The organism is Phaeobacter sp. CECT 5382 (assembly GCF_001457775.1).
In the GTDB taxonomy this organism is placed as follows: Bacteria; Pseudomonadota; Alphaproteobacteria; order Rhodobacterales; family Rhodobacteraceae; genus Pseudophaeobacter.
Map to the genome: position 1 here is coordinate 55,933 of NZ_CYSG01000014.1, position 17,676 is coordinate 73,608.

Annotated in this window: 18 protein-coding genes and 1 tRNA gene; 13 read left to right on the forward strand and 6 right to left on the reverse strand. The window is 58.4% G+C overall.

All coding sequences use genetic code 11. The features are described from left to right. Window positions 1–145 precede the first annotated feature (145 nt). Complete coding sequence (locus PH5382_RS14565; RefSeq protein WP_058335128.1) at window positions 146–1,564, reverse strand: protein adenylyltransferase SelO; 1,419 nt, start codon at window positions 1,562–1,564, stop codon at window positions 146–148. Between the two features lie 54 nt (window positions 1,565–1,618). Here PH5382_RS14565 and PH5382_RS14570 point away from each other — a divergent pair, with 54 nt between their 5' ends. Beyond that, complete coding sequence (locus PH5382_RS14570) at window positions 1,619–2,047, forward strand: cupin domain-containing protein (protein ID WP_058335129.1); 429 nt, start codon at window positions 1,619–1,621, stop codon at window positions 2,045–2,047. Window positions 2,048–2,157: 110 nt separating this feature from the next. Here PH5382_RS14570 and PH5382_RS14575 read toward each other — a convergent pair whose 3' ends face one another. Then, window positions 2,158–3,276, reverse strand: a complete 1,119-nt coding sequence (locus PH5382_RS14575; protein ID WP_058335130.1) for an anhydro-N-acetylmuramic acid kinase — start codon at window positions 3,274–3,276, stop codon at window positions 2,158–2,160. Window positions 3,277–3,472: 196 nt separating this feature from the next. Here PH5382_RS14575 and tyrS point away from each other — a divergent pair, with 196 nt between their 5' ends. Further along, window positions 3,473–4,729: a tyrosine--tRNA ligase gene (gene tyrS / locus PH5382_RS14580; protein ID WP_058335131.1), complete on the forward strand. Its 1,257-nt coding sequence runs from the start codon at window positions 3,473–3,475 to the stop codon at window positions 4,727–4,729. 163 nt (window positions 4,730–4,892) lie between these two features. On the opposite strand, the gene PH5382_RS20025 is transcribed toward tyrS, so the two are convergent. After that, window positions 4,893–5,030: a hypothetical protein gene (locus PH5382_RS20025; protein WP_197410054.1), complete on the reverse strand. Its 138-nt coding sequence runs from the start codon at window positions 5,028–5,030 to the stop codon at window positions 4,893–4,895. Between the two features lie 45 nt (window positions 5,031–5,075). Between PH5382_RS20025 and PH5382_RS14585 the strand changes: the two genes are divergently transcribed. The 3 genes from PH5382_RS14585 (at window position 5,076) to PH5382_RS14595 (ending at window position 7,602) form a co-directional block, all read left to right on the forward strand. Next, window positions 5,076–6,020 (forward strand): GNAT family N-acetyltransferase, encoded by a 945-nt coding sequence (locus PH5382_RS14585; protein WP_058335132.1) that lies wholly within the window; start codon window positions 5,076–5,078, stop codon window positions 6,018–6,020. A gap of 92 nt (window positions 6,021–6,112) precedes the next feature. After that, entirely contained in the window at window positions 6,113–6,868 is a 756-nt protein-coding gene (locus PH5382_RS14590; RefSeq protein ID WP_058335133.1) for a 3-hydroxyacyl-CoA dehydrogenase, read from the forward strand. A gap of 179 nt (window positions 6,869–7,047) precedes the next feature. Then, a complete protein-coding gene (locus PH5382_RS14595) occupies window positions 7,048–7,602 on the forward strand; it encodes a sugar O-acetyltransferase (protein ID WP_058335134.1) in 555 nt (184 codons plus the stop codon). Between the two features lie 19 nt (window positions 7,603–7,621). Here the strand turns inward: PH5382_RS14595 and PH5382_RS14600 are convergent, their stop codons facing one another. The 3 genes from PH5382_RS14600 to PH5382_RS14610 all read right to left on the reverse strand — a co-directional run bounded on the left by PH5382_RS14600 (window position 7,622) and on the right by PH5382_RS14610 (window position 10,914). Next, window positions 7,622–9,415 carry an ABC-F family ATP-binding cassette domain-containing protein gene (locus PH5382_RS14600; protein ID WP_082645694.1) on the reverse strand — a complete coding sequence of 598 codons (1,794 nt, stop codon included), beginning with the start codon at window positions 9,413–9,415 and terminating at the stop codon, window positions 7,622–7,624. 160 nt (window positions 9,416–9,575) lie between these two features. Beyond that, window positions 9,576–10,403 (reverse strand): GNAT family N-acetyltransferase, encoded by an 828-nt coding sequence (locus tag PH5382_RS14605; protein ID WP_306341248.1) that lies wholly within the window; start codon window positions 10,401–10,403, stop codon window positions 9,576–9,578. A gap of 43 nt (window positions 10,404–10,446) precedes the next feature. Then, entirely contained in the window at window positions 10,447–10,914 is a 468-nt protein-coding gene (locus PH5382_RS14610) for an outer membrane protein assembly factor BamE (protein ID WP_058335137.1), read from the reverse strand. A gap of 97 nt (window positions 10,915–11,011) precedes the next feature. On the opposite strand from PH5382_RS14610, the gene PH5382_RS14615 reads away from it, so the two are divergent. From PH5382_RS14615 to PH5382_RS14650, 8 genes are all read left to right on the forward strand, one after another. Further along, complete coding sequence (locus PH5382_RS14615; protein WP_058335156.1) at window positions 11,012–11,554, forward strand: YceD family protein; 543 nt, start codon at window positions 11,012–11,014, stop codon at window positions 11,552–11,554. Window positions 11,555–11,774: 220 nt separating this feature from the next. Then, window positions 11,775–11,981, forward strand: a complete 207-nt coding sequence (gene rpmF, locus PH5382_RS14620; RefSeq protein ID WP_058335138.1) for a 50S ribosomal protein L32 — start codon at window positions 11,775–11,777, stop codon at window positions 11,979–11,981. Between the two features lie 39 nt (window positions 11,982–12,020). Next, window positions 12,021–13,127 carry a phosphate acyltransferase PlsX gene (gene plsX, locus PH5382_RS14625; RefSeq protein ID WP_058335139.1) on the forward strand — a complete coding sequence of 369 codons (1,107 nt, stop codon included), beginning with the start codon at window positions 12,021–12,023 and terminating at the stop codon, window positions 13,125–13,127. Window positions 13,128–13,147: 20 nt separating this feature from the next. After that, complete coding sequence (locus tag PH5382_RS14630; protein ID WP_058335140.1) at window positions 13,148–14,119, forward strand: beta-ketoacyl-ACP synthase III; 972 nt, start codon at window positions 13,148–13,150, stop codon at window positions 14,117–14,119. Window positions 14,120–14,212: 93 nt separating this feature from the next. Further along, on the forward strand, window positions 14,213–14,515 hold the full coding sequence (gene ihfA / locus PH5382_RS14635) for an integration host factor subunit alpha (RefSeq protein ID WP_008207184.1): 303 nt from the start codon (window positions 14,213–14,215) through the stop codon (window positions 14,513–14,515). 112 nt (window positions 14,516–14,627) lie between these two features. Next, window positions 14,628–16,217 carry a MerR family transcriptional regulator gene (locus PH5382_RS20165; protein WP_082645692.1) on the forward strand — a complete coding sequence of 530 codons (1,590 nt, stop codon included), beginning with the start codon at window positions 14,628–14,630 and terminating at the stop codon, window positions 16,215–16,217. A gap of 82 nt (window positions 16,218–16,299) precedes the next feature. Next, window positions 16,300–16,376: transfer RNA gene (locus PH5382_RS14645), tRNA-Pro, on the forward strand. A 135-nt stretch (window positions 16,377–16,511) separates the two neighbouring features. Then, window positions 16,512–17,621 (forward strand): 2'-deoxycytidine 5'-triphosphate deaminase, encoded by a 1,110-nt coding sequence (locus tag PH5382_RS14650; protein WP_058335141.1) that lies wholly within the window; start codon window positions 16,512–16,514, stop codon window positions 17,619–17,621. Window positions 17,622–17,676 lie beyond the last annotated feature (55 nt).

Genomic DNA, 17,676 nt, shown 5'->3' on the forward strand with positions numbered 1-17,676 from the left:
CGCATCATAGATGCAACATTGCTGGTTGGGCGTGGCGCCGTGCCAAAGGCACGGCGCCACGCCCAACGGGAGGTCAGCTTTTTGTCAAAAAAGGAGGCCGACGGGCGGGAGAGCTACGCCTCATGGGGGGCTGCCTCAGAGCCACTCAGGTACCGCAGAAGGTCGCGCGGACAACCTCATCAGGCTTGGGTGGCTGGCGATATGCCACCGCGTCGGGTTGTTCCTCATAAGGGTGTGCCAAGATCTTGCTCAGCTGATGAAAGGGGGAAAAATCATTGGCCACTGCGGCTGCAATCATCTCTTCGATGCGATGATTGCGCGGAATGAAGCAGGGATTGGTCGCACGCATGACCGCCTTCGAGTCCTGCTCAGCCTGTTGCCGCTGCTTCCAGATAGTATGCCAAGCGTCAAACGCGGCGGGATCAGTAAACTCTGCCCGTGCATTGCCACCACTCAACGCGCGAAACGTGTTGGTAAAATCCGCCTGGTTCTCTGCCATGCGTTCCAAAAGGTCCGAAATCAAATCCAGATCACCGCTATCTACCGTCACCAGACCGATCTTGCGCCGGAACAGGCGCAGCCACTCCACCTCGATCAGCGATGGCATAGCATGAATGATCGCGGTTGCCTCTTCGACGCCGTCTTGCGGATCCTCCAGCTGCTGGATCAAAGCGGTGGCCAGCTGCGCCAGGTTCCACACCGCAATACTGGGCTGGTTTGCGTAGGCATAGCGCCCCATCCGATCGATCGAGGAAAACACCTGTTCCGGATGATATTCGTCCAGAAAGGCGCAGGGCCCATAGTCAATCGTTTCGCCGGAAATACTGCAGTTATCCGTATTCATCACCCCGTGAATAAAGCCGACCGACATCCAGGCAGCAATCAACCCAGCCTGAGCATCGCGCACCGCGCGCAACAGCCCCATTGGTCCCTTGGCATCCGGGTAATGGCGGGCGATGGCATAATCAGTCAGCTGTTTCAGCGCCTCAGTCTGGCCGCGTGCCGCAAACAGCTGAAAGGTTCCGACCCGCAGGTGGCTGGCAGCGACGCGCGTCAGAATGGCGCCTGGCATGCCGCCTTCGCGCCAGACGGTTTCGCCTGTGGTCACAGCCGCCAGCGCGCGGGTGGTGGGAATGCCCAGCGCGTGCATCGCCTCCGAGACGACATATTCCCGCAACACCGGTCCCAGCCAGGCGCGCCCGTCTCCCTGACGGGAATAGGGCGTACGTCCCGCCCCTTTGAGCTGGATATCATAGCGTTTTCCGTCCTGCCCCAGCACCTCGCCCAACAGCAAGGCGCGGCCATCGCCCAGTTGTGGATTGAAATTGCCAAACTGATGTCCGGCGTAGGCCTGCGCCAATGGCTCAGCCCCCTGCGCCAGTACATTGCCGGCAAAAACCTCTGCCATTTCAGGGATTTCGCCGGGGGCTATCTGCAACATCCGGGCGAGATCTTGGTTCAAAGCGATCAGATGCGGCGCCTTCACAGGCTCCGGCAGCTGAGGGCTGTAGAAATGCGGCGCAAGGCGCGCAAATGTATTGTCAAAGGGGATATGCAAGCTCATGCCTCAAAGATATGTCACAGAAACGAATTTACCAGCATCAAGATGAGGCCCCCCATGACTGCAGATGAAATCATAACAAAACTGCAACTTATGCGGCATCCCGAAGGCGGCTGGTATCGCCAGACCTGGATTGCTGCAACTCCAGAAGGCTCTGACGAACGTGCCTCGGGGACCTGCATCTATTTCCTGCTGCGCGCAGGCGAAGCCAGCCATTGGCACCGGGTGGATGCTACCGAGATCTGGCTCTTTCACTCTGGCGCACCGCTGGTTTTGTCGCTTACGCAATCCGATGCAGGCCCAGCCCGCGATCACCTGCTGAGCCCCGACCTAACCGAGGGCGAACCACAGATTATCGTCCCCGAAGGCCACTGGCAGGCGGCCCGCACCACCGGAGACTACACATTGGTCAGCTGCACCGTGTCACCGGGGTTTCGTTTTGAGGGATTCGAGCTGGCAGAACCGGGGTTTGATATCCCACGCTGAGGTCAAATCCCTCGGCCGCCCTACACGGGTCAGTCTGCTTGTTGTCGTAGTTCTTTACGTCGCGCATTTCAGGCACAGGCACAGGCAAGGTCTATTTATAGCTGGGCGGCTTAGTGCAAGGCCTTTTCTGGCTGGCTGATCATGCCCCCGCCCACAGAAGCACGCACCCCGGTGGTACTGGGACAAGAGGTCGGCAAGCCGCGCGCCACCCGTACAGCCAGATAGGCAAATGCCTGTGCTTCCAGCATATCCCCATCCAGTCCGACTTCTTCAATGGGAGCAACCGGACAATCAAGCGAAACCCTGAGCATTTCCATAAGCACCGGGTTGTGACGCCCCCCTCCGGTGACCAACACCTTTGTGGGGGGTGTTGGGCAATGCTCCATCCCCTGTGCTACAGCTGCGGCACACATGGCCGTCAGCGTCGCCATGGCATCGGCATCACTCAATTCCTTGACCAGATCGATCATTTCCGCAAAATCATTCCGGTCCAGCGATTTTGGCGGCATCTTGGCAAAAAATGGCTCGGCCAGGAACAGCTCCAACGCGCCGGTCTCCACCGTGCCTTTGCTGGCAATGCGCCCATCCTCATCGCAGGGCCTGCCCAGACGCGCCTGCATCAGATCATTCATCGGGGCATTTGCAGGCCCGGTATCAAAGGCAAGCAAGGCCCCAGGCTCATCCGGATCAGCAAATCGCGGATCGACATAGGTAATGTTGCCCACGCCACCCAGATTAAGAAAACAAAGGGGGGCGTCAGCTTTGATGTGTTTGGCGCAGGCAAAATGGAAAAACGGTGCCAAAGGCGCGCCTTCGCCGCCCATGGCAACATCATCAGAGCGAAAATCCCAAACTACCGGGCGCTGCAGCGCCTCAGCAAGGGCCGCACCATTGCCGACTTGTAACGTACCCTGCAGCCGCGGCGCATGGGCGAGGGTCTGTCCGTGAAACCCGATGAGATCGACATCCTCATAGCCCGCAAGCGCTTTTAGGTGAACCGCCTCCACCACCTCGGTCGCCGCCTCTACAGCCGGGCCGTGCCACTGACCAAGAGCCGCCCGCAAGACGGCACGCTCTGCGTCACTAAAGGAGCAATAGTCGCTTTGGCCAAAGCCCGCGATTGTTATCCCGTCCGTTTCAACCACAGCCGTGTCGACGCCATCCAGCGAGGTGCCACTCATGGCCCCCAGCGCACGCACCATACCCGTTTTTGCAATCACCTTGCTCATTGGCGGCCTCATTTTGTTCTAGTCTTGCGGCCCAAAGGTGTCGCGTTGCGTCCCCCGCAGTGCCGTGGTTCATACCTGTGCGCATCTCAGGCGGTTGTTTGCAATGATACAGCGGCAAATTAGTCGGGAAAACAGGTTCCATGTGTTCCATTTGCGTTTTATACACCACGGCGCACACCAATAGCCGAGGCATGTTATGACCTATCACCCAAAATCGGACTTCATCGCAGTCATGATGGAACGCGGGTTCCTTGCTGATTGCACCGATTATCAAGGCCTTGATGAGGCCCTGATGCAGGGTGTGCGCCCGGCCTATATCGGCTTTGATGCCACGGCCAAATCTCTGCACGTCGGCTCGCTCATCCAGATCATGATGCTCCGCTGGTTTCAGAAAACCGGACATCAGCCGATCACCCTGATGGGCGGCGGCACCACCAAGGTGGGTGATCCTTCGTTTCGCGCCGACGAACGCCCGCTGCTGACCGAAAGCCAGATCGACGACAATATCGCCGGCATCAAAAAAGTGTTCTCGGCCTATATCGACTACGACAGCGATGCGCCAAACAAGGCGTTGATGCTGAACAATGCCGAATGGCTGGACGGGCTCAACTACCTGGAGTTTTTGCGCGACATTGGCCGCCATTTCTCGGTGAACCGGATGCTGGCCTTTGAATCGGTCAAATCGCGTCTGGACCGTGAACAGTCACTTTCGTTTCTTGAATTCAACTACATGATCCTGCAGGCCTATGATTTCTTGGAGCTCAATCGCCGTTATGGCTGCATCCTGCAGATGGGTGGGTCTGATCAATGGGGCAATATCGTCAACGGTATCGACCTGACACGCCGCGTTCTGGACAATTCCATCTATGGGCTCACCTCGCCGCTGCTGACCACATCAGATGGCAAAAAGATGGGCAAAAGTCAGGATGGCGCCGTCTGGCTGAACCCGGACATGCGCTCTCCCTATGAGTTCTGGCAGTTCTGGCGCAACACCACCGACGCTGACGTCGGCCGCTTCCTCAAACTCTATACCGAGCTGCCTGTCGATGAATGCGACCGTCTGGGCGCGCTTGAGGGGTCGGACGTCAATGCCGCAAAGGTGATCCTCGCCAATGAGGTCACCAAACTGCTGCATGGTGCCGATGCTGCCGCGACAGCCGAGGCCACCGCGCGCGAGGTCTTTGAAAGGGGCGGTGTTGGCGATGATCTTCCGACGCTGACCTTGTCCCCAGCGGATCTTGGCGACGGGATCTCGATCGTTCAGTTGATTGTAAAATCCGGCCTGGCGAAATCCGGCAAGGACGCCAAGCGTCTGATTGCCGAAAACGGTGCCAAGTTGGATGACCAGCCCCTGACGGACGCGGGTCTGTTCCTCGACGCCACTGCGCTCTCCTCTCCGATCAAACTATCGGCGGGTAAAAAACGCCATGCGCTGGTACAACTTGAAGGCTGAACCTTTTCAGGCTGACAAATAGACTAGACACAATAGGACCAGACAGAGAGGAGCCTCAAAGGCTCCTCTTTTTTTGCGGCTTACATTTGCCCCACCGTCAAATGGCGAGACAACCGGCTGCGCTTTCATTTTTCCCAAAATTCCCGGAGTGTGAGGCAGAGCCTTATAAAAACAGCCAGTCCAACAGGCTCAACAGCACAAAGACCGGGATCGACAGAGCTGTCGCCACCAGAAAGGCAGCGGTCTTCGTCAGACGAGGATTGGGCGCAACCTGCCCCATGATTGTAGACTTCTTTTTCATGACTTCATTAACCCTCATTTAGGTTTCTGAATGGTAAATGAATCCATGTTCGATTTATCGCCAGCTGATGTCATGCCCCGATCCGTGTCCCGATCTGACTTGCAAAATTCGGCGCTGCGCGCTTTGCCGCAAAGCGTCGAATTCCAGCGCGCCATGACTGCCTATGGACGCCCACCTTTGGTTCTGCCAGAACATGACAACATGGTCGTCACGCGTCGCACATTGCTGGACCGCTTTGATGTCGCCATGATCAACCGTGCACCTCTTGCTGAACCACAACAGCTGTTTTCAACCCTGCGTCAAAGTGTTCTGAAACGGGTGCCGATCATTCTGTCACCGGAGCGTCCAAGCCCGGAACTCGGCAGTTTGGGGGCAGTGCCCCTGCTCAGCCCTGCCAGTGTCGCGCTGCTGCAGATTGCGCCCTGCTCCGACACGCGGCGCGCTGGCCTGCACCAAAAATGGCGCAACCGGCTCAACCATGCGACGGGCCATGACCTGCGCGTTACACGACAGAACATGCCGGACAACAGTGAACACTGGCTGTTCAAGGCAGACCTCATACAGCAACACCAACGTCAGTATCGCAGCTGGCCTGTGCCCCTAACACTTGCCTATGCGCGGGAAAACAAGGGACAGGCAAAACTGTTTCAGGCCCTACAGGGCAAAGAAATCCTGGCCGCTGTCCTCATCCTGCGCCACGGCGACAGCGCGAGCTATCACATTTCTCATACAACCGCGCTCGGCAAGGTTCTGTCGGCCCACAATCTTTTACTGTGGGAAGCTATAAGCTGGCTGGCGCAGAAAGGCTGTCGGCAGCTGGATCTGGGCGTCATCAACACAGAAGACGCCCCCGGCCTGGCCCGCTTCAAACTCGGAACCGGGGCAAAGGTTTCCCAGCTGGGGGGCACCTGGCTCTTTTGGCCACCTATGGGACGCCTGCTGGCGCCGCTGGCCAGATGGGATCGCAGGATGATGTCCGCCACCCCTTGATTGCCACCTGTTGACCGCCACGTCGCGCTAGACAGCGCATCACCTCTGGTGTTTATTGAACAAATGTTCAGATACCTGGAGGAGCCCATCTCATGAAACTCGCACAGACCTGCGCCATCGTTACCGGCGGCGCATCCGGCCTCGGCGAAGCCACAGCGCGCCACTTTGCCGAAAACGGCGCCAAAGTTACCATTCTGGATCGTGACGCAGAGCGCGGAGCACTGGTCGCCGGCGAAATCGGTGGGCATTTTGTTCAGACAGATGTCACCGATGAGGCTTCGGTGGAGGCAGCCATCGCCTTTGCAGTAGAGAAAATGGGGCGCATTTCGGCCTGTGTAAACTGTGCAGGTATCGCCTATGGCATCAAGACCATTGGCCGAGACGGGGCACATCCTTTGGATGCCTTTCAACGCACCATCGACATCAATCTGGTCGGCACTTTCAACGTCGCCCGCCTCGCAGCTGTCGAGATTGCCAAAAACGACCCTGAATCCGATGGCGGGCGCGGCGTGATCATCAACACCGCCTCCATCGCAGCCTTTGACGGCCAAAAGGGCCAGGCCGCCTATGCCGCCTCCAAGGGCGGTGTGGTTGGCATGTGCCTTCCCATGGCCCGCGATCTGGCCTCCAGCGGTATTCGCGTCATGACCATTGCCCCCGGCATCTTCATGACACCGATGCTGGCCGGCCTGCCCGAAGAAGTACAGCAGCAGCTGGCCGCAGATGTGCCAAATCCCGCCCGCCTGGGTGATCCGGCCGAATATGGCCAGCTTGCGGGCTTCATTGCCGAGGCAGGCTATCTGAATGGTGAAGTCATTCGCATCGACGGCGCCCTGCGCATGCGCTGATATCTGCGCCCCCCGCCCAACCGGTGGGGGGACATTTCCACAATTTCGCGCCAGTTTACCGCAAACCGGTACATCGCAGAAGTATTGGTACCTCTCCAGTCCATGTCCTACCCTCATAGCTTGATATTGACCTGCCCGGGGACCTGCCTCTAGTTGGGGTATCAAACAGGGGCGCGATCATGGGAAAATCAGAACGGCAGAAGATGGCAGAGGGCGCCTGGTATTGCTGCCGCGACCCAGAGTTGGAAGCCCTGCAACATGCGGCACGTCTAGCCCTGCATCAGCATAATTCAGCCCTTCCAGACCCCGCATGCACCTTCAGCCCACCACTGGCCGGGCTGTTTGCCAGCCACGGGACCGACTGCCTGATCGAACAGCCCTTTCACTGCGCCTATGGGTTCAATATTTCACTGGGGGATCAGGTCTATATGAATGCAGGCTGCACCATTCTGGACACCGCCCCAGTACGCATTGGCAACCGTTGCATGCTGGGGCCCGGCGTGCAGATCTACTGTGCACAGCACCATCTGGACCGCGACCTGCGCGCCAAAGGGTTGGAACAGGCGCATGCCATCACTTTAGGAGACGATGTCTGGATCGGCGGCAGCGCCATTCTGTTGCCGAGCGTCACCATTGGCGACGGGGCGATTGTTGGCGCTGGCGCCGTTGTAACGCGCGATGTGTCGGCTGGGGCCACCGTAGTTGGCAACCCCGCCCGCACGATCAGCAAGTGATCCGAAAAGGCCTGCCCGCCTAGCCTTCGGCTTTTTCTTCCAGTTCCAGCCATTCTTCTTCGCTGGCCGCCAGTTTTTCCTGACGTTCCACAAGGGCTTCGCTGGCCTTTTTGAACTTTACCGGTTCCCGGGTAAACAGGGCCGGATCGGCCATCAACTCCTGCAGTTTGGCAATCTCCTGCTCCAGCCGTTCCATTTCACCCGGCAGCGCCTCAAGACGATGCTTTTCCTTGAAGCTCAACCCGGATTGCGGCTGGCTGTCCTGTTTCGGCTTTGGCTTGGCTGATTTTACCTTGCCAGCCTTGCCTGCCAGATCACCTCCTGGCAGGTCGCCACGCTGGCTGAGGTAATCAGTCCAGCCACCGGCGTAGGCCGTGACCCTGCCTTCGCCCTCCATGGCGATGGTGGTGGTGGCCACCCGATCCAGAAAATCCCGGTCGTGGCTAACCAAAAGCACCGTGCCATCGTAGCTATCCAGCAGTTCCTGCAACAGATCCAGCGTTTCCACGTCCAGATCGTTTGTCGGCTCATCCAGCACCAAAAGGTTGCTTTGCCGCGCCATCAGACGCGCCAGCAGCAAGCGCGCCTTTTCGCCGCCCGAAAGCGAGCGCACAGGCGCGCGGGCCTGACTTTCGTCGAACAGGAATTCTTTCAGGTAGCCGACAACATGTTTGGGCTGTCCGCGCACCATAACCTGATCCGCCTTGCCGGAAATCCCCAGCAATGGATCACTGGTGAGGTTTTCCCAAAGGCTAGCATTTGGATCGAGCTGGTCGCGGGTCTGGTCAAACAGGGCGATCTCCAGGTTTGTACCCAGCTTTACCGTGCCCTCATCCGGGGCTTCCTGTCCCAACAGCAGCTTGAGCAGCGTCGTCTTCCCCGCACCATTGGGGCCGACAAAAGCCACCCGGTCGCCGCGCTGCACCTTCAGGGAGAAATCGCGCACGATGTCTTTGTCACCATAGCTTTTGCACAGCCCTTCGGCCTCAATCACCTTGCGGCCGGATTTGGGACCAGCATCCAGCGCCAGCTCCGCAGCCCCCTGCCGTTTGATTTGCGCGCCGCGTTCCGCCTTCAAGTCATGCAGCGCTCGCACCCGGCCCATGTTGCGCTTGCGCCGGGCCGAGATACCTTCGACGGCCCAACGGCTTTCGCTTTTGATCAACCGGTTCAGCTTGTGGCGCTGCTGATCTTCTTCTTCCCAGATCTTGTCGCGCCAAGCCTCAAACCCCTCAAAGCCCGTCTCCTGACGGCGCACCTGACCGCGATCAACCCAAAGCGTGGCGCGGGTGAGCGCGCGCAAAAACGCCCGGTCATGGCTGATCAGCACAAAGGCGGCGCGGGTCGATTTCAGCTCTGCTTCAAGCCAGGTGATCGCCTCGATATCCAGGTGGTTGGTCGGCTCGTCCAGCAGCATCAGATCCGGCGCTTCGGCCATCAGTTTGGCCAGGGCTGCGCGACGTCGCTCACCGCCCGATGCGGTTTCAACCGGGCGGTCGGGGTCGAATTTCAGCCCCTCGCCCGCGCGCTCCACCTTGTAAAGCTCTCCGGGATCCAGGCCACTGGCGGCAAACTCGCCCAAAGTAGCAAACCCCGTCATCTGCGGATCTTGCTCCATATAACCAACAGAGCGCCCCTGTGGCACCACAAGGGTCCCTTTGTCGGCTTCAACAAGTCCGGCCATCACCTTCATTAGGGTGGATTTTCCCGAGCCGTTACGCCCAACAAGGGCGACCCGGTCGCCGGGTTGAACCACCAGATCAAGGTCTGAAAAAATGGGATCTCCGCCGAAGGTCAGCGAGATACCCGTCATCTGCAAAAGAGGAATACGTGCCATGGCAGCCAGCTACCCCCCGCAGGAGCTGGCGTCAATCTATTGCCGCCATTCTGGCTACAGACGCGCCTCTATCCTGCATGTGCCCAGCTTCGTCAGCCACCTGTCGGGCACTTGTCAGGCCCCTGTCACGCCCCTGTCACGCATCGATCTCAGCCACGGAGCGCAGCAAGCGTTTGCGCGCCGGGGAAATGGCCCCAATCTCCAGCCCGGTAAAGACGTGCAGTGTCTTCAATTCTGGGTCGATCACCAAATGGTCACTGACCGCCCCCCCCATGCTGAGATAGCTGCGCAACAGGGGCGGCAGCTGCGCCAGCCCCTGTTTCAGATCAGGTTTGACCTTCTCGGTTTCGGTCGATTTGGAGTCGGCTGCCAAGATCTGCTGAAACCTGCGACCAAGGGGGGACTTTAGACCCGGTCGCCAGTTCTCAGGTGCCAGATGGCGATACTGCAACAAGGCAAAAGCCGCATGGTACTGACTGATATCGGTTCCGGCAAAGGACGAGCAGCCAAACAGCAAAGCCACACCAGCCTGATCCACGAGCTTTGTCACAGCCGCCCAGGCCAGACGCAGAATGTCAGGATCGCGGCTCTCTGGTGACAGGCAAAACCGCCCCAGTTCGGCCAGCGGTTCGGCAAAGCCTTTCAGACCTGACAGGTCGTAGAACTGGGCAGAATAGCTTTGCTCCACATCCCCGCCAGTCTGGAACAGGCGCAGGCGAAAACAGCACAGGACCACACCTGTCGCCCTGTCTTCGACCAAAACATGTTGAGAGCACGCGTCAAACTGATCTTGATCCAGCACCTCGGTCTGAAAGCACTGACTGCGAAAGGCGCGCGCCGCCGCCAGATCTGTGGCATCCTGCGCCAGACGCACTCTGTAGCGCCCCTTTTCCAGCAGTGAGCCCGCAGGGCGAATGGCAGCCTCTGTCATCGCAACCTCCAGCCATTCTCGACCATGAATCATGGTCGACAGGCATTCGCTGACAAGTCTCGGCCAGAATGGCTGATTATTCCAACAGATTACCCGGATTGAAATTGCCAAGGCTTCCCAACAGCTGACGCAAGAAGGTCTTGTCCTGCACGCTAGAACTGGTCACCCGGCGCTCCAGCGGGATGACACGGCCATCCTCAAGGCTGTAGCGTTCGACCCCCGAAACAACATCACGCGAATCAAAATTCACCGCAACCAATGAGCGCGACACAGGCTTGACCGCCCCGGCACCGCGTGTGCGCATCAGCGTCGCGACATAATAGTAGCCGCCGTCGTTCAACACACCCGAGGCAGAGGGCACGCCGATGCTCTCTGCCACCGAATCTTTGGTATCCACACCGACAACGACCTCGGCCAGTTGTTCTTCGGTGGGCACATAGCCATGACGCTGATAAATCGGCGAGCAGGCCATCAAAGCCAATCCGGCGAGCGCCCAAGTTGCATATTTCACCGCTGACGTCAGCTGATCTGCCTTTGCACCCATGATGCTCCCCACAACTCTATCTTGACCCGACTTGAACAGGCCTTTGAACCCGATTACCTAATGCAAGCTTCCTGTTCAAGAAACGAAAGTTCCCATGATGACTGATAACACCACTGTGCGCGTGGCCGATCTGCCGCAGAACAGGCCCACGACCTTTGATATTCAACCCGACGCCGAGACGCTGGGCGCACTGGCACAAGAGCTGCACCTGAAGGGGTTGCGCAAGCTGCGCTTCAAGGGAGAGATCAGCACCAAGGGGCGCCACGACTGGCAACTGTCAGCGATGCTGGGAGCCACCATTGTACAGGATTGCGTCGTCACCACCGATCCTGTGACCACGCGAATCGATGAGAAAGTCCAACGTTTCTTTGTCTCTGACCTAGCCGAGCCGGATGACCCGGAACGCGAAATGGAAGAAGATGAGCGCGTCGAACCGCTTGGGGTCACCATCCACCCCTACGAAATCATGCTCGAGGCATTGGCCCTTTTGATCCCGGCCTATCCGCGCAAGGCCGGGGCCGAACTGGGCGAAGCCGTCTACAGCCAGCCCGGCGTTGAACCGATGCGGGACGAAGATGCCAAACCCTTTGCCGGACTTGCGGCCCTAAAAAACCAGCTGAAACCGGAAGGTGATGCGTGAAATCTGTAAAAAGGGGCTTTTCGCGCTGGTAACACAGCGCAAGCTCCCTTAAAAAACCGCTTGCGCCAGCGGGGATTCTCAGTATTTTCGCGCGCTCATCGGAATTTTTGGTTGGACATCGGACAGGCTGCGGCCTAAACGCTCGCCTACTGATCTAACGAACGAATGTGAAACGCGCCGCGGGCATAACCCCAAGGCCCCAATATACGAAGGTTGAGACATGGCCGTCCAACAGAATAAAGTATCCAAGTCGCGCCGCAACAACCGCCGCGCGCACGATGCACTGGTTGCTGCAAACCCGAACGAATGTGCAAACTGCGGTGAGCTGAAGCGCCCACACCACGTTTGCCCTTCCTGCGGTCACTACGACGATAAAGAAATCGTTGCTGTGAACGACGAAGTCGAAATCGACGAAGACGCGGCATAAGATCGCGACGATCACACATCTTGCGGGGCGGACTTTTGCATGACGGGTAAACCCGATCAATCAGTGTCAAAAGCCGACCGCATTGTGATCTCGGTTGACGCCATGGGCGGAGACGCCGGCCCCGCAGTTGTGGTGGCCGGTCTTGCCATGTCTGCAAAGAAGAATCCTCAGATTGCCTTTTTGTTGCACGGTCCGGCTGATCAGCTGAAACCCCTGGTAGCAAAGAGACGCATCCTGGATGGTCGCGTGGAGATTCGCGACGCGCAGAAGATCGTCACCATGGATGACAAACCCAGCCAGGTTATGCGCAATGGCAAAGGGACGTCGATGTGGTCGACACTGGATGCGGTGAAGGCCGGCGAAGCTGCCGGGGCTGTCTCCTGCGGCAATACCGGTGCCCTTATGGCGCTGTCGATGCTACGCCTGCGCAAGGTACCCGGTGTGAACCGCCCGGCCATTGCCATTCTGTGGCCCTCTAGCAATCCGCAGGGCTTCAACACCATGCTGGATGTTGGCGCTGATGTGCGAGCAGATGCACAGGATCTGTTGCAATATGCGCTGATGGGCACCTCCTATGTGCGCAATTCGATGGATATCGCAAAACCGCGCGTCGGCTTGCTCAATGTCGGCACCGAAGAACACAAAGGCCACGCTGAGCTGAAAGAGGCCCATGCGCTGATTGCCGAACACGCGGCGATTGCAAACTACGAATTTGTTGGTTTTGTCGAAGGCAGTGACATTCCCGGCAATGTGGCTGATCTGATCGTCACCGATGGTTTCACCGGCAATGTTGCAATCAAGACCGGCGAAGGCACCGCCAGCCTGCTGCGCAGCGCCCTTCGGGAAGCCTTTGAATACTCAATCCTTTCGCGACTTGCAGCGGTCCTAGCTTACACGTCACTGGGGCGGCTGGCGAAACGCATCGATCCACGGCGCGTGAACGGTGGTGTCTTTCTCGGACTCAACGGGACCGTGGTAAAATCCCATGGCGGTGCAGACGCGACCGGAGTATCGGCAGCCGTCAAACTGGCCTTCCGTCTGGCACAGCAGGGTTTTGCAGAAAAGCTGGCGGCGCGGGTTGCATCCGTGGTCGAGCTTACCCAAGATAAAGCTGTTCCCCAGGATGCTGAGCATCCCCCCCAATAAGACCAAAAGGCAGGCTAAGAATGACGCGACGTGCAGTAGTAGTTGGCACTGGACATTACCTCCCCGCGCGGGTCGTTGAAAATGCAGAATTCGAAGCCTCTCTGGAAACTTCCGACGAATGGATTCGCTCCCGCTCCGGTATTGAACGGCGTCATTTTGCCGCCGAAGGCGAGACCACGTCGGATATGGCCACAGCCGCCGCGCTGGAGGCCCTGAAAGACGCCGGGCTGGAAGTCGATGATATCGACGCCATTATCCTGGCCACCTCCACCGCCGATCTCACCTTTCCCTCCGCTGCGACCATGGTTCAGGCCAAACTGGGCATGACCAAGGGCTTTGCCTTTGACGTCCAGGCAGTCTGTGCCGGGTTTGTCTATGCGCTGACCAATGCCAATGCGCTGATCGTCTCTGGTCAGGCGGATCGGGTGCTGGTCATCGGATCGGAAACTTTCAGCCGCATCATGGATTGGACCGATCGGTCCACCTGTGTGTTGTTTGGAGATGGCGCTGGCGCTTTGGTACTGGAAGCCCAGACAGCGGCCGGAACCAAAGATGATCGCGGTATCCTGGCAACCGATCTGAATTCCGACGGACGCTACAAAGATCTGCTCTATGTGGATGGCGGGGTGTCGACCCAAAACACTGGCCACCTGCGTATGCAGGGCAATCAAGTCTTCCGCCACGCTGTTGAAAAACTTGCGAAAACCGCAAACACCGCGCTGGAGCGTGCAGAACTGACCACCGCCGACGTCGACTGGATCGTGCCCCATCAGGCCAATATCCGCATCATTCAGGGCACCGCCAAAAAGATGGGCCTGTCGATGGACAACGTGGTTGTTACCGTGCAGGACCACGGGAATACCTCGGCAGCCTCGATCCCGCTGGCGCTTTCTGTGGGCAAATCACGCGGCCAGATCAAGCCCGGTGATCTGATCGTCACCGAGGCGATTGGCGGCGGTCTCGCTTGGGGTGCGGTAGTGTTGCGCTGGTAGCTACGCTGGCGTGAAACAGAGCCACTTGCAATTCATTGATATTGACAGGGAAATTCCCCTGCCCCTATGCTTTGACAAACAACGGGGATTAGCATGGGCGAAAAAACTCTTACACGCATGGATCTGAGCGAAGCCGTCTTCCGCGAGGTTGGCCTGTCTCGGAATGAAAGCGCACAGCTGGTGGAAAGCATGTTGCAACACATGTCTGACGCCTTGGTGCGCGGCGAACAGGTGAAAATCTCTTCGTTTGGGACTTTTAGTGTGCGGGATAAATCCGCGCGCGTCGGGCGCAACCCAAAGACCGGCGAAGAGGTTCCTATTCAACCACGCCGCGTTCTGACTTTCCGTCCATCTCATTTGATGAAAGACCGTGTCGCAGACGGAAACCGTAAATAAGGTTTCTGGATAGGCAAAACTCCGGAACGCGTTTTCGACATCGGGTTTGCTCAGCCGGTCTACACCGCTTAATACACGCTCTTCCCAGGGCAATATCAACGGAACAAAATTGATGTCGAAATCACCGGATGCCTTTCGCACCATCAGCGAAGTCGCGGATTGGCTAGGCGTACAGGCACATGTTCTGCGCTTTTGGGAAAGCAAATTCACTCAGATCAAGCCCGTCAAACGGGCGGGCGGGCGACGCTATTATCGCCCGGCAGATATGCTGTTGCTGGGTGGCATTCGCAAACTGCTGCATCAAGACGGTATGTCGATCAAAGAGGTGCAGGCGATTCTGCGTGACCTTGGTATCAGCCACGTCAGTCAAATGTCGCACGATCTCGAAGCGGACGGCCCTCCCGGCGACGCCTCAGCATCAGAAACTTCTACAAACACTGCAGGATTCGGCACAGAGGCCGCACCCATTGCAGAGGTCGCCACAACGCCGCAAGAGAACTTCTTGCAGGTCGAATCCACCGAAAGCGCTTCACCTCCCTCGGCGGATGAACCTATGGCCGGGGAGCAAAGCCTTCCTGCTACAGATCCCCTGAGTGCACAGACGCCTGCACCTCGATCAGAAGCGATTGAAACAGACGTTCCTGCCGTTTCCCCAGCCGATGCAGCTCCGCAGCCCGCCCCTATACAGCCTCCTGTGCAGGCCTCTGTGCCAAGTGCCTTGGAACAGCAGCAAGGTGAACAACAGGGAGAGGCACAAACCGCTCCGCCGACGTCTGATTCTCAAACATCCCAAACCCTTGCCGACGGATTCGCTGGCGACCAACCCGCAGCCACAGCGCCTTCTGCCTCTCCAGTAAGCGCGACGCCTACCCCAAATCCTGACCAGGCACCTGCCCCGGCAGCAGACCAGGCAACAGACACACCCGAACAAATGTACATGGAATTGGATGCGCCACAGCCAGGGGCACCTGTACCGGCCTCGGACGCACCAGCTTCTCCTGTGACAAACGTCGATGCCCCCGTCGCCGATGCGCCAGATACGGTCGCGCCCGCTGCCGCCGACCTTCCTGCAACTGAACCCACACCCGAGGTTGCGACCACGCCTCTCGACCAGTCGCAAGTAGACCAGTCCCAATCTCATCCGGCTTTTGACACCGGCGCGCAGGACCAAGAGCCACAAGGCGAGTCCACAGCACATGAGGATCCTCAGGGCGAGACTGCCGTAAACATCCCTCAGGATACCGGCGCGCAGCAGGCAGATCCGGCAGTTTCCCTGGCTGGAACGTCGCTGCCTGAAACCCCAGCTGAACCTGCTATGCAGTCGGAGCCCGACCTGATCCTTGCACAGGACAACACCGGCCTTGCGACCGAACCTGAGGCCGCCGTGGCTGAGCCCGACGCCACATCGTCGGCGCAAGACATGCCCCTCGGTGCTGAGACGCCGCACCAAATGGAGAAGGAATCAGATAGCCCACCCGAGGGGGGTACTCCTTCTTCCAGCCCTACTGACGCCAATCTAGGTCCGGTTTCTACAGCTGCAACTGCACCGCGTGTGATTGATATCGCAGATGAGGATCCAGCCGCGCAAAACGCCCTGAGCCCAGGTATCCTCGCCCTTTTGTCGAAAACCAAAACCCTGCCGACACATCTGCACGCAGATATTGCAAATTGCGCTGCTCAATTGCGGGCGCTGACTGCCTAGGATCAAAATAATTGTCCTGACGGGAAAAAAGCAGAAATACCCCCTTGTCCCCGGCGGGAAATACAGTAGAACCCGTCATCAGCGGGCTATGGCGCAGCCTGGTAGCGCGTCCGTCTGGGGGACGGAAGGTCGCAGGTTCGAGTCCTGCTAGCCCGACCAAAAAACCGCCTGAGTGAGCTTCACTCGGGCGGTTTTTTTGTTTTCAATCGACAGATTTCACAGATTTTGCCAAATCCGCAAAGAGGTGATATCGATCTGCAATGTTGCCAGACCCGGCACCAAGGAGGATCGATCATGACCGGCGTATTGCCCAGCCAAACCATTGAAACAATGGTGCAAGATGGCGAGATTTCCATTAGCCAGCCGCTGGTGGATGGTCAGGTCCAGCCCGCCAGTCTCGACCTGCGTCTGGGTACTCTTGCCTACCGGGTCCGCGCGTCCTTTCTGGCTGGGCATGAGTGCAGTGTCGCCGACCGCATCGCCGAGTTCGAGATGCACCGGATCGACCTGACAGAGGGGGCCGTGCTTGAAAAAGGCTGCGTCTATGTCGTGCCTTTGATGGAAGGCCTCGCCCTGCCGCAGGATATTTCAGCTGTGGCCAATGCCAAAAGTTCGACCGGGCGGCTGGATCTTCTGACCCGTACAATCACCGATGGCGGTGTTGAGTTTGACCGGATCAAACCCGGCTATACCGGCCCGCTCTATGCCGAAATCTGCCCGCGCTCCTTTTCTGTGCTGGTCCGGCCTGGCATGCGATTGAACCAGATCCGCTTCCGCTCGGGTCAGGCTGTTCTCAGTGACGCTGAACTCTGCGCCTTGCACGCCGAAAGCCCGCTGGTTGATGGGACAGCCGTGATCGAAGACGGGTTGGGGTTTTCGGTCGATTTGCGCCTGCCCGGCTCAGATCTGGTTGGCTATCGGGCCAAGCCCCATACCGGTGTGATCGATCTGGATCGGATCGGGGAGTATGACCCGCAAGACTATTGGGAAGAAGTGCGCAGCACCTCTGGTCGTATCATTCTGGACCCCGGCGCCTTTTACATTCTGGTCAGCCGGGAGGCTGTTCATATCCCGCCCGCCTATGCTGCCGAGATGGCCCCCTATCTGGCCATGGTCGGAGAGTTTCGGGTGCATTATGCCGGCTTCTTTGATCCCGGCTTTGGCCATGACGCCGCCGGAGGTGCCGGCTCACGCGGGGTGCTTGAGGTGCGCTGCCATGAGGCTCCTTTTGTGCTGGAGCACGGCCAGGTCGTCGGCCGTCTGGTCTATGAACGCATGGCCGAGCTGCCAGAGCAGCTTTATGGGTCAGGTATTGCCTCCAATTATCAGGGCCAGGGTCTGAAACTGTCGAAACACTTCAAATCCCCTGAAAGAAAAACCCCTGAGACCAAATCCAAAGGCTGAAACAACAGCCTTTGGGTCAGCATATATCCCGCGCCCTGTTGGACGCCGTAACGCG